General features: G+C 70.4%; 10 protein-coding genes. 2 read left to right on the forward strand and 8 right to left on the reverse strand.

Going from position 1 to position 12,362, the window contains the following annotated elements:
* Positions 1-8 precede the first annotated feature (8 nt).
* Together OG408_RS00700 and OG408_RS00705 are read right to left on the reverse strand one after the other, a co-directional pair.
* Complete coding sequence (locus OG408_RS00700) at positions 9-1,025, reverse strand: carbohydrate ABC transporter permease (protein ID WP_326667372.1); 1,017 nt, start codon at positions 1,023-1,025, stop codon at positions 9-11.
* Between the two features lie 12 nt (positions 1,026-1,037).
* Positions 1,038-1,991 carry a carbohydrate ABC transporter permease gene (locus OG408_RS00705; protein ID WP_326667374.1) on the reverse strand — a complete coding sequence of 318 codons (954 nt, stop codon included), beginning with the start codon at positions 1,989-1,991 and terminating at the stop codon, positions 1,038-1,040.
* Between the two features lie 167 nt (positions 1,992-2,158).
* On the opposite strand from OG408_RS00705, the gene OG408_RS00710 reads away from it, so the two are divergent.
* Positions 2,159-4,171, forward strand: a complete 2,013-nt coding sequence (locus tag OG408_RS00710) for a DUF4832 domain-containing protein (RefSeq protein ID WP_326667377.1) — start codon at positions 2,159-2,161, stop codon at positions 4,169-4,171.
* A gap of 200 nt (positions 4,172-4,371) precedes the next feature.
* Here OG408_RS00710 and OG408_RS00715 read toward each other — a convergent pair whose 3' ends face one another.
* From OG408_RS00715 to OG408_RS00740, 6 genes are all read right to left on the reverse strand, one after another.
* Positions 4,372-5,709, reverse strand: coding sequence for an alpha-glucosidase/alpha-galactosidase (locus OG408_RS00715; RefSeq protein WP_326667379.1), 1,338 nt, complete (start codon positions 5,707-5,709; stop codon positions 4,372-4,374).
* Entirely contained in the window at positions 5,706-6,677 is a 972-nt protein-coding gene (locus OG408_RS00720; RefSeq protein WP_326667381.1) for a carbohydrate kinase family protein, read from the reverse strand. The genes OG408_RS00715 and OG408_RS00720 overlap by 4 nt, the downstream gene beginning before the upstream one ends.
* Positions 6,678-6,710: 33 nt before the next feature.
* A complete protein-coding gene (locus OG408_RS00725) occupies positions 6,711-7,592 on the reverse strand; it encodes a carbohydrate ABC transporter permease (RefSeq protein WP_285567819.1) in 882 nt (293 codons plus the stop codon).
* Positions 7,589-8,542: a carbohydrate ABC transporter permease gene (locus tag OG408_RS00730; RefSeq protein WP_326667385.1), complete on the reverse strand. Its 954-nt coding sequence runs from the start codon at positions 8,540-8,542 to the stop codon at positions 7,589-7,591. The genes OG408_RS00725 and OG408_RS00730 overlap by 4 nt, the downstream gene beginning before the upstream one ends.
* A gap of 9 nt (positions 8,543-8,551) precedes the next feature.
* Positions 8,552-9,883 carry an ABC transporter substrate-binding protein gene (locus OG408_RS00735; protein ID WP_326667387.1) on the reverse strand — a complete coding sequence of 444 codons (1,332 nt, stop codon included), beginning with the start codon at positions 9,881-9,883 and terminating at the stop codon, positions 8,552-8,554.
* A gap of 168 nt (positions 9,884-10,051) precedes the next feature.
* On the reverse strand, positions 10,052-10,882 hold the full coding sequence (locus OG408_RS00740) for an endo alpha-1,4 polygalactosaminidase (RefSeq protein ID WP_326667388.1): 831 nt from the start codon (positions 10,880-10,882) through the stop codon (positions 10,052-10,054).
* Positions 10,883-11,673: 791 nt separating this feature from the next.
* Here OG408_RS00740 and OG408_RS00750 point away from each other — a divergent pair.
* Complete coding sequence (locus tag OG408_RS00750; protein ID WP_442805989.1) at positions 11,674-12,192, forward strand: hypothetical protein; 519 nt, start codon at positions 11,674-11,676, stop codon at positions 12,190-12,192.
* Positions 12,193-12,362 lie beyond the last annotated feature (170 nt).

Raw genomic sequence — 12,362 nt, forward strand, 5'->3', positions numbered from 1 at the left:
GAGCGGGGCTACTTGATGCCGGTGAAGTTGAGCGACTCCACCAGGCGGCGGCCCAGCAGGAGGAGCAGGACGAGCACGGGCAGCACCGAGAGCGCGGAGCCGGCCATGATGCCGGTCCAGTCGGGCTGGGTGTTGGGTGACTGCTGCTGGAAGATGCCGAGCGCGACGGTGAGCACGCGGGTCTCCTCGTCACGGCCGGTCAGCAGCGGCCAGAGGTAGTCCTTCCAGGCCCACACGGTGGTGGTGAGCCCGATGGTGATCAGCGGTCCGCGGCTCATCGGCAGCACCACCCGCCAGAAGATCCCCCAGGCGCCGACCCCGTCGAGGACCGCGGCCTCCTCCACCTCTCGCGGGATGGAGAGGAAGAACTGCCGCAGGAAGAAGACCGCGAACGGGGTCATCAGGACGCTGGGCGCGACCATGCCGGCGAAGGTGTTCAGCCAGCCGAGGTTCTTCACCAGGACGAAGTTGGGCAGCAGGGTGAAGATCGGCGGCACCATCAGCGCGGCGATCAGCACCCCGAACACCGCGTCGCGGCCGGGAAACCTGAGCCGGGCGAAGGCGTAGCCGGCCATCGCGCAGAACAGCGTCTGGAGGGAGGCGATCAGGCCGCTGTACACCACGGAGTTGAGCAGGTAGCGCAGGAAGTCCACCTGGGCACCGGAGCCGCCCGCGTCCACCGCCTCCTCCCGGCTGGTCAGACCCAGCACCCGCAGGAAGTTGATCATCGTGGGGTGGTCGGGGACGAGCCCGGTGGAGTCCGAGTAGAGGTCGGCCGCCGGGGTCAGGGCGGTGCGGATCATCCAGTAGAAGGGGAAGAGGGTGGCCACCAGGGCGGAGGCGAGCACCGCCCACGCGATGATCCGGCCGGGCGAGAGTTTCCGGCGGCCGCCGGCACGGGTGGTGATACGAGGCCGTGTGCGGCTGCCGGCCTTCAGCGAAGCGGACTCGGTGAGCGGGGAGTCCTCACCGTGCGAGGTGCGGGCACCGGCGGCTGTACGGGCCCGGGTCGGTATGCGGGTCATGGTCGACTCTCCTCAGGCCAGATCCGAGCGGGAGGCGCGCAGCAGACGCATCTGCACCGCGGTCAGCACACCGAGCAGCAGCGCGAGGATCACCGCGACGGCCGAGGCGTACCCCATGTGGAACTGTGCGAAGGCCTGTTCGTAGATGTAGTAGTAGATGACCCGGGTGGCACCGACCGGGCCGCCCTTCGTGGTCACCGCGATGGTGTCGAAGATCTGGAACGAGCCGATCAGCGAGACCACCAGGACCAGGGCGAGTACGGGGCGCAGCAGCGGCAGCGTGATCCGGTGGAACATCCGCCACTCGCCCGCGCCGTCCAGCGACGCGCTCTCGTAGAGGTGCTGGGGGATCTGGAGCATTCCGGCGTACAGGAGCAGCGCCGTGTAACCGGTGTACGCCCAGGCGTTGACCGCGGCGATGGTCGGCATGGCCAGGTCGGGCGAGGTGAAGAAGCCGGTGGTGCCGAGGCCGAGGGCGTCCAGGATGTGGTTGACGAGGCCCAGGTTGGCGTCGAGGAGCCACATCCACAGCAGTCCCACGGTCACGTTCGGCACGAGCCACGGCACCAACAGCATCGCCCGCAGCGCCACCGACCGGGTCAGCCGGTGCATGAGTGCGGCGAGCAGCAGCGCGAGCGCGGTCTGTGAACCGATGTTGAGGACCACGTAGGAGGCGGTGACCTTGAGCGCGTTCCAGAACTGTTCGTCTCCGATGAGGTCCGCGTAGTTCTCGCCGCCGACGAAGTTCGGCGGGGCCAGCATGTTGTAGTCGGTGAGCGAGTAGTAGACGCCGCGGAGCGTCGGATACGCGTAGAAGAGCGCGAAGCCGGCCAGGGCGGGTGCCAGGAAGAGCCAGGCCGCCTTGCGGTCGTCACGTCGTCCACGTGCCCTTTTCGGCTCGTCCGCCCGGTCGCCCGGTAGGCCGGTGCTCTTGTGCGGCGGCGCAACTGCCTTGTTGGCGCCCATGGTTACGCCTCCGAAGAGATCTCGCGCCGCACCTCTTGTCAGCGTGGCGCCGTGCACACATATTGATGAGCAACAGCGAAACTTTGTCAATGCTGTCGCATAAAACCGGTGACGACCGGACTCCCGGAACCGACCTGCAACTCCCCCCGTCCCCTGGAGGTTGATCCATGCGTACGTCATTGCGCAGACGCGGCAGAGGGCTCTCGGCAGCCCTGTGCGCCGCGGCCGCGGCCCTCGCCCTGGTGGCGCTGCCGTCCGGCGCCCAGGCCGCGGATCCCGACGCCCGGGCCCGCGTGAAGGCCCCCGCTCCGGTGGCGGCGGGAGTCCCCGCCCGCCCGGCGCCCGGCCCGTCGCCGGACCCCGCACTGCCGGTCCACGCACTCGCCGCGGGCGACTCCCCCGTGGACAACCCGCTCAAGGGCTTCGCCCGCTTCTACCAGCCGGGCGGCGACCAGAACGCGGGCTACCCGCACTCGCTGACCTGGGCGTACTTCGGCCTGTCCGAGGTCATGAACGACGCCTCGGACTGCCGGAGCTACAACTGGTCCGTCCTGGACAGCGCGCTGCAGGAGATCGGCGAGGAAGGCCACCAGGCGGCGATCCGCTTCTACATCGAGTATCCGGGCGGCACCGGCACCCACCCCGCCAACGCCATCCCGCCCTGCTTCGCCGGAAAGGTGGCGAACCGCGACAACGCGTACTGGGGCACGACCAGCCCGGACTACGACAACCCGGACCTCCTCGGCGGGCTCAAGGACTTCATCGCCGCCTTCGGTGCGCGCTACGACGGCGACCCGCGCCTGGGCTACATCCACCTGGGCCTGGTCGGCCTGTGGGGCGAATGGCACACCTGGCCGTACGACACCGACACGTCGGGCGACTCGTACCCGGACTACATGCCGACCGACGCGCACGGCGCCGAGCTGATCAACGCGTACAACAACGCCTTCAAGAAGACCCGCCTCGAGGTCCGCTACCCGGAGTCCGCGGGCGGCGCCGCCGACGGTCTGCCGGCCATCGGCTACCACGACGACTCCTTCTGCTACCGCGAGGGCAGTCCCGCGGCCGGTGTGACGCTTCCGACGTCCATGGGCGGAGCGCCCTGGGCCCAGCTGCAGAAGGCCGTCGAACAGGGCGTGGAGAACAAGTGGATCACCGCCTCCATGGGTGGCGAGGTCCGTCCCGAGATCCAGAGCACGGCCTTCGCGGACTGGCCCGGCGGGTCGGGCTCCGTGGACAACATGAAGGCGTGCATCGAGCTGGAGCACACCACCTGGAAGATCAACGAGCGCAGTGGCGAGTACGCCGCCGGCGACCCCAAGGTGGCCGCCGCGGTCCGGCTCATGGGCTACGACCTGAGCGTCAAGAACGCCTACTTCCACAGCACCGCGCAGGGCAGCACCAAGGTCGGCGTGCAGATCAGCAACAACGGTGTGGCACCGTTCTACTACCCGTGGCAGGTCAGCCTCGGGCTCAAGGACTCCGCCGGGAACGTGGTCAAGTCCTGGAACACCTCATGGGACCTGCGCAAGGTCATGCCGCTGAAGATCCGCGCCTTCCCGGACTGGAACGTGGGCTCCGACCCCACGTATCTCGACTACGGCCGCCCGCAGTACTTCGACACGGACGTGGACCTGTCGTCGGTGGCCGCCGGTGACTACCAGCTCGTGATGAAGGTCAAGAACCCCCTGGAGGACGTGAGTTCCGCGGCCAAGAAGCTGCGCTTCGCCAACGCCGGACAGCACGCGGACGGCTGGCTCGACCTCGGCGGCATGACCGTCGGCGCGGGCCAGGGCTCCGGCCCGAAGAGCTACGAGGCCGAGGCCGCCGGCAACACCCTCACGGGCGGCGCCGTCTCCGCCGCCTGCGTGGGCTGCTCCGGCGGCGCCAAGGTCGGCTATCTCGGCAACGGCGCCACGCTCACCGTCAACGGGATCGACGGCGGCAGCGGCGGAACCCGCACGGTGACCCTGCACTACGCCACCGCCGTGGCCCGCAGCGCCACCGTACGGGCCAACAGTGGCACCGCGCAGACCGTCCAGTTCGGCCCGACGGCCGACTGGTCGACCACGTCGACGGCCACGGTGCAGCTCACCCTCCAGGCGGGTACGGGCAACACCGTCACCCTCGCCAATCCGTCCGGCTGGGCACCCGACATCGACCGGATCACCATCAGCTGAGCGGCTCCGCCCCCGCGCGCCGGCCGTCCCCTTCCGGGCGGCCGGTGTGCGGGCCACGGAGTCGCTGCGGGACGGGGCACTCCGCGTACGGTCCCGGACCTGGACGCCGGCCTCGTCGCGTACTTCGAGCAGGACGGTCAAGGCAGCGGAGGCCCGTCCCGGTCCGGTCCACGTGCGGGGACCGGACCGGGTGCTTCGGGTCAGTCGCCGAGCAGCGCCCGCAGCCCCGGCTGCAGGCGCTCTCCGTGCGCCCGCACCATGGCGTCGCACAGCTGCCAGATCCGCTCCACGGGCAGCGCGGCCGCCGTCGCGGGGTCGGTCATGGCGGCGTGCCGGATGTGCCGCGGCTCGTCCTCGAGCGCGGCCCGCACCACCAGGTCGTTGGCGCTGAGGTACGTGCGGTTGAGCGCCGCCAGCTGGGGCGGCAGCTCTCCGATCCTCGTGGGCTGGACTCCGGAGGCGTCGACCAGGCACGGCACTTCGACGACGCCGTGTGCGGGCAGGTTGTCGATCAGGCCGCGGTTGGGGACGTTGCCGTACACGGTGCGCGGGGTGCCGGTGACGACGCTGTGGATGATCTGCGGGGCGTACTCCAGGGTTCCCTCCACCGCCAGTGGCTCCCCGGCAGCGAGCGCGTCCTTCGTACGGAGGTACTGGGCCACGTTGTCGTCGACGATCCCCAGATAGGCGCCGACCGGCAGCCGCAGCCGCTCGACCTCCCCGTCATGGTGGAGGTACCAGGGCACGTACTCGCTGGAGTGCTCGCTGGTCTCGGTCGGGTAGTGGCCGAGCCGCCGGTACATGTCGACGCGCACCCGCCGCCTCAACTGCTCGTCGGAGGCGATCAGTTCGTCGAGCACCGGATAGAGATCGCGGCCCTCGTGCTCGAACCGCAGCACCCAGGCCTGGTGGTTGACGCCGGCGGCCCGGTAGGTGATCTCCTCGTAGGGGACGTTCACCAGCTTCGCCAGGTCCTGCATCGTCCAGTACACCGAGTGGCACAGACCGACGACCTTGGTGAGTCCGGTGGCGGCGCCGAGGTACTGAACGTTCATGGCCATGGGGTTGGTGTAGTTGAGCAACCAAGCGTCCGGACACACCTGAGCCATGTCCGCGCCGAGCTCCTTGAGGAAGGGGAAGGTGCGCAGGGCCCGGAAGATCCCGCCGATGCCGAGGGTGTCGCCGATGGTCTGGCGCAGCCCGAAGCGGGCCGGGACCTCGAAGTCGGTGCGGGTGGCTTCCCCCATGCCGATCTGCACGATGTTGATGACGAAGTCGGCGTCGGCCAGGGCCGCGCGGCGGTCGGCGTGCGCGGTGACGGTGGCGTGCGCGCCCTGGTGCCGCGCGATGTACGCGGCGGCAGCCTGCGCGGTGGCCAGGCGCTCCGGGTCGATGTCGTGCAGCGCGATCCGAACGTCCCCGAGCTCCGGGAACGCGAACAGGTCGGCAAGCAGCCCTTGGGTGAAGACGACGCTGCCGGCGCCGACGAAGGCGATCTTCAGCCGGTTCTTGCGGTGCGGATGGCTCGTGCGGCTCATACGAGAGGTGCTCCGGTTCGGGTGAGAGGGTGTCCGGTACGGGTGAGGTGGGCGAGGGCCTCGTCCCAGGTGGCTTGGGCCGTGGTGCCGCCGGCTGCCCTGGTGGACAGGGCGCCGCAGACGACGGCGAACCGGAGGGCCTCGTAGGGAGGCCGGCCGTCGAGGGTCGCGGCGACGAAGCCGGCATCGAAACTGTCGCCCGCGCCGACCGTGTCCACGACCTCGACCGGCAGGCCGGGCGCGGTGAGCAGGGCGAGCCCGTCGTGGCACAGCGCACCGTCCGCACCGTTCTTGACAACGGTCAACGGGCCTCGTGCGGCCAGGAGTTCGGCCGCCTCGCGGACGCCGGGTACACCTGGGCCGGCGAGGCGCAGGGCTTCCTGTGCGTTGGGCAGCAGGATGTCGGTCTCGGCGAGCACGGCGTCGAGCCCCTGCCACCGGTCGGACGGATCGTCCTGGGTGTCCAGGGAGGTCGTCGCACCGCGCGCGCGGGCGGTGCGCAGCACGGCGGGCAGGTCGGCGGCGAGCCGCGGCTGCAGGAAGTACGAGGCGGTGTGGACATGCCGGGACGCGGCTAGGAGCTCTTCCGGTACGTCCGCGCCGCGGACGGCGGTGAGGGTACCGGGCGAGGTGAGGACGGCCCGGTCGTCGCCGCGGGTGAGGACGACGGTCAGCGGGGTGGGCCGGCCCGGGTCCATGTGCAGGCCCCCGGTGGCGATGCCGCGTGCGGCGAGGGTGTCGCGCAGATAGCGGCCGGCTTCGTCGTCCCCGACCCGGCCCGCGAAGGCGACGCGCAGACCGAGGCGCGCGGCACCACAGGCCATGATCGCGGCGGAGCCCCCGATGGTGAACGAGCCCGATTCCACCAGTTGTTCGCGCTGGCCGAAGGCGAGCGGCCCGTCGAGCGGGCCGAGGATCACGTCGGGGTTGGCGTCCCCGACGACGAGAAGGTCGTACTGGTGCGGCATGGATGCGTCCTCGATGTCGTACGAGAAGAGATGTCAGCCCTTGAGGCCGCTGGAGGCGAGGGACCGGATGAAGGTCTTCTGCGCGGCGAGGAAGGCCAGCAGCACCGGCAGGACAGTGATCACGTTCCCCGCCATCACCGCGGACCAGCGGGTGTGGTGCTGTCCCTGGAAGGTGGTCAGGCCCAGCTGCAGCGTGTACTGGGTGTCGTGATTGATCGCGATCAGCGGCCAGGACAGGTCGTTCCAGGTGGTCAGAAAGGTCAGCACGGCGACGGTGGCGAGCGCCGGGCGGGCCAGCGGCAGCACGATCGACCAGAGCACCCGCAGCCGTGAGCAGCCGTCCATCCACGCGGCCTCCTCCAGCTCGCGCGGCAGCGAGAGAAAGAACTGACGCAGGAGGAACACCGCGAACGGGGTCACGAGCGAGGGCACGATCAACGCGCCCAGGGTGTCGATGAGTCCGAGCTCCTTCATCACCAGGAAGGTGGGGATCATGGTCAGCTGGAACGGCACCGCCATGGTCGCCAGCATCAGCACGAGCAGCAGCCGCGAGCCGCGAAAGCGCATCCGGGCGAAGGCGTACCCGCCGAGCGCGCCGAAGACGAGGTTCGAGGCGACGGCGACACCCGAGACGATCACCGAGTTGAGCAGCCAGCGCGGAAACATCGCGTTGCCGAGGACATAGCGGTAGCCGCCGAGGTCGAGGTCCGAAGGCCACAGGGCGGGCGGGAAGCGGTTGATCTCGGCGTCGCTCATCACCGAGGTGATCAGCAGCCACAGGAGGGGCAGCGCGAACAGTGCGGCGAGCGGTGCGAGCAGTAGGTGCCAGGCGCTGAAGGGGAGCCGGCGGCGACGGGTGCTCGTGATCTCGGCGGCCGGGCTCCGGGTGGCCTCGGGCAGGGCGGTGATCGTCATGAGGTGACCGCCGCCGTACGGGCGCGACCGCGGATGATCCGCAGCAGCGCGGCCATCAGGAACAGCGCCAGGGCCAGGACATACGCGGCGGCGGCCCCGTATCCGGCGGTGAAGTTCTTGAACGCCTGTTCCCAGATGAAGTAGACGATCACCGTGGTGGAGCCGAGCGGACCGCCCTTGGTGGTCACGTACACCAGGTCGAATACCTGGAGGGCCTGGATGGTCTGCCACAGGAGCAGGAAGACGCTGACGGGAGCCAGCGCGGGCAGGGTGACATGGCGCAGGACGTGCCGGCCGCGGGCTCCGTCCAGGCGGGCCGCCTCGATCAGCTCCGGCGGCACGTCCTGGAGCGCGGCCAGATAGACGACGGTGCACAGACCCGTGCCGCTCCACAGTGTGATGACGACCAGGACGTACAGGGCCTGGGAGGGGTCGGTGAGGAAGCCCTGGGCGGAGACGCCGAGATGGTGCAGGACCGAGTTGGCGGCGCCGAACTCGGGGTCGAGGACGAAGGAGAACAGCACGCCCTGGGCGGTGGCGGAGACCACGAACGGGACGAAGAACAGCGTGCGGTACAGGCCGACGAAGCGGATCCGCCGGTTGAGGACCAGGGCGAGCGAGAGACCGGCCACGATGCTCAGGGGCACGTACAGGAGGGTGTAGACGAGCGTGTTCTGTACGGCTTCATGGAAGTGCGGGTCCTGTGCCAGGGCGCGGTAGTTGTCGAGCCCCACCCAGCGGCTGGGGGTGACCAGGTCGCTGGCGCGGAAGGACAGCAGCAGCGACCAGATCACGGGCACGACGCTCAGGCCGACGATCACGAGCACGGCCGGTGAGACGAAGGCCCAGGCGGTGGCGGCCTCGGTGCGGCGGCGCCGGCGAAGGCTGCTCTTTCGGCGGGGTGCCGCGATGTCGGGCGGCAGGGTCAACGGGGCGGGAAGTCGTGGCATGTCGAGTCCTCAACGCGGTATCAGGAGAGCGGCGTTGGCGTTCTCGGCGCAGGTGCGGATCGCCGCCGCTGGTGTGGCGCGGCCCAGCAGTACGGAGACGATGGCCTCGCCGAGGGCCTGGGAGATTCGGGGATACGCGGGGTGTGCGGGCCGGACCCGGGCCGAGGTCAGGGCCCTGGTGAACACGGGCATGCCGGGTGTGCCGGTGGCGTGCTCCCGCCAGGCGGGGCTCGCCTCGCTCCCCCGGCTCAACGGCAGGCTGCCGGCCTCCACGTCCCAGCGGCTGTCCTGGGCGGGCCGGGTGAGCCAGGTGACGAAGGTGCGGGCGGCCTCGGCGCGGGCCTCGCCGTTGTCGAAGACCGTCCAGGTGTCCGGCCCCGAGATGGTGACCGGGTCGCCGCCGAAGGTGGGCAGCGGCGCCACGTGGTAGTCGAGCTTCGCCTGGGTGATGTCCGGCAGTTGCCAGGGCCCGGTGGGCACCATCGCCATCCGCCCGGCCAGGAACACTTTGTACATCTGCTCGCTGCCGGGCTTCGGGTCCACGTAGACGCTCCTGTCGCCCACCAGGTCCCGTACGACCTCAAGAGCCCGTACGCCTTCCTCGGCGAAGCCGATGTGCTTGCCGTCCCCGGCGATCACCTCGCCGCCCGCGCCCCAGATCAGGGGCCACAGGCGCCACACGGTGTCCTCGTCGCCGGTGCCGGGCCAGCCGGTGCCGAAGCGGCCCTCGTCCGCGTCGGTGAAGCGGCGTGCCAGGTCGGTGAACTCGGCCCAGGTCCAGCCGGGTTCGGGCAGGTCGAGGCCGGCTTCGGCGAACATCCGCTTGTTGCAGACCATGGCCAGGCAGTCGACCATCGCGGGCACCGCGCGGACACGGCCGTTGATGGTGACGGCCTCGCGGGCCGGGGACCAGTAGCTGTTCCAGGGCGTGGGACCGCTCCGTACGTGCTCGGTGAGGTCGACGACCTGCGGGCTGCGCGCGACGCTGGACAGATCGGAGCCGAAGATGAACGCCACGTCCGGATACGCGCCCGAGGCGAGTGCCGCGGTGACTTTCTGCAGCATGGCGTCGGCCAGGACCCCGCCGCCCAGGTCGACATGGATGCCGGGGTGGCCGCGGTGGAAGTCGGCTACCAGGCTCTTGAGCACCTTCAGGGCGGTGTCCGTCTGGCCGTGCCAGAGCTGGATGGTGACGCTGCCGTCGGCGCCGACCCCGTCGGACGCGCCGCCGGCGCACCCGGCGAGCCCGCCGGTGAGTCCGCCGGTCAGTGCCGCGGCCGACCCGGCGCGCAGCACGCTGCGGCGGGCCGGTGCCCGGGGTCCGCGGGGTGGCGCGGTCATGGCTGCCTCCAGGGAGTTCGCAGTGTGTGGTTCGCCGGGGGCGCGGGCAGCCCGGCCCGCGGGGTGGTCGCGCGGGCCGGGCTGGACCGTCGGGGTTTCCGACGGGCCCGCCTGAATAGGCCTGATCACGTCAGATTCCGAAGGGAACCGACTGAGACCGGCTGAGTGTCAGCAAGTCCGGCGCAGATAGCCGCTGCTGCCCGCGGGCGAGACGTCCACATCGCGGCGGACGATGCTCAGCTCGCCGCCCCAGCCGGCGCATGCTTTGCTCAGTCCGCTCGCGGTGTACTCGACCACGACCACGTGGCTGCCGTACTCGGCGGTGAAGTCGTCGCACTCGCCGTACGCGCCGCACTCCTCGACCACCGCGAAGTCGAGGCCACTCTCCTTGCCCGCGCCCGCGAGTTCGGCGGTGTTCTTCTGGGCGATGGCCAGGCCGCGCGCGTGGGCACGGTCGGCGAGGAGAGCGATGAAGGCCTTGGCCTGGTTCGCGGTGAGGTAGTCGGGGAAGCGCGTGAACGTGTCGTAGTTGTCCGGCTCCACCGCCTGGAACCCCTTTGCTGCACAGCCGTCGATCCAGCCGCCCACCTTGGCGGCGATGCGTTGGCGCTTGTCCGCGGTGCGGATGTCGAGGACCGCCTCGCCCCAGTCGCCGTCGTAGACGATCTCGCCGCTCGCGTCCCGGAGGAGCAGGTCGTCGTCCCACTGGCCCTCTGCATCGGGCTGCGCCTGGAAGGCGTTCACGTAACAGATGTTGTACAGGCCGGCTGCCGGGGTCGCTTCGTGGTCCCGGCTGACCACCTGCACACCGGTCGGCGGGGTGTAGGCGCCGCCGATCTGGTAGTCGAAACCGGCGTGCGGCGGGGGCAGGGACACCGCGCTCGCACCGGCCGACGCCGTGGACGGGAGGAGGAGACAGGCCGCTGCCGCCGCCGCGAGGGCCGCGGTCGCCGTCATGGACTTGCCTTTGCTCTTGCTCAGCACACGCTTGAGGCTCATCGCGGAGCTCCACAGAGGGAGGGCACGTCCCCGCCTCGGACCCGGAAGGTCCTGGCGACTCAGTCCGGGCTCGTGGCGGTGGCCACACACCGGCTAGGCGTACCTCTGCGCCGAGGTTCGACATCGGCGTGCCAGGGAGTTAATCGAGTCCTGTCGAGCCTGTCAAGAGTGGGAACTTGAGCGGAACACCGGCATTTTGTGCAGAAGTGCGCACCGCCCTTGCTCGTACGGTCAGGGAAGCGGGCCCGGCATCGGGGCCGTGCGCGGGCGACATCCGCGGGCGGCATGCGCGAGTATCCGCGTGTGGCGGTCGCTTCTCAGCCTGCCCCGAACCTGGGAACAGCGGCTCATCGAGCGCACCCATGGCGGCGCGGGTCCACGGCGGCCTGAGCCCAGACCGCTCAGCTGCCGCAGATCGCGGAGCACGGTGGCCCGCGGGACGCCGACCAGCGGTGGGAGCCGGCCGACGTCCGCGCTCCGGTCGCAAGGGAAGCGAGTCCGGTGCGGTGCGCCATGACGGCGGCTTGGACGCGGTCGCGCGGGCCGAGCCTGGGCAGGATGCGTGAGGTGTGGGTCTTGACGGTCTCTGGTGAACGCGACCGGTGGCGCCCCCGTGCACCGAAACCGCCGCCCACGCGCGAGTGGTTGCCGCCTTCGGGCGACGGTCCGAGGCATGCTGTTCGCGGTGGCCGTGGTACCGGACGCCATGATTCCGGACGCCGTGGCACCCCGGCCGTGGTGCCACGACCGAGGGGCGCCGCCCGCGTCCAGTGACAGGTGAAGGGGAGCAGGTGGCGTACGACCGTCGAGCGGATCTGCCGCCCGGTGCGGAGGCCGGTGTACTGGCGGACCGCCTGAAAGAGCGCATCTACGCGACCATCACGATGATCGCCGTGGTGGTTGGCCTGTCCTTCGGCGAAGTGGATTCCCTCGGCGCCTTCGCCACGGTCCTGACAACAGCTCTGGGCCTGTGGCTTGCGACGTTCGTTGCCGACCAGCAGGCGCACCGTACCGTGCACGGCCACGTCGCCACCGGCCACGAGCTGCGGCGCATGCTGTACGTCAGCAGCCCGCTGTTGTCCTGCGCCGTGGGTCCGGCCGTGCTGATCGGCCTGGCCGCGCTGGACGTGCTGTCCCTGGATTCCGCGTTGCTGGCCGCGGCGGGCGTGGCCGTCGTCTCCCTCTTCCTGTGGGGCTGCCTGGGCGGGCTGCGCATGGGAGGCGGCGTCCTGGCGGGGGTGGTTGCAGGCCTCGCGGACGCGGTGATCGGTGTGGCCGTGGCTCTGGTGAAGGCGGCTGCCGGGCACTGACACGGCGCCGTTGCCCAAGCCCTCCGTGTCGCTCGTGATGGCCGGGCAGGTGACCGCGTACCACCGGATCGCGTGCCGCCATACGCCCCGCACGCTCCGCCGAACGGTTGATGTCGCGTCAATTCTCTTGGTAGGGGCATCACTCCGATGGGTTAATTCAGGTGTCTGCA

The sequence above is a fragment of the Streptomyces sp. NBC_01257 genome (assembly GCF_035917255.1).
In the GTDB taxonomy this organism is placed as follows: domain Bacteria; phylum Actinomycetota; class Actinomycetes; order Streptomycetales; family Streptomycetaceae; genus Streptomyces.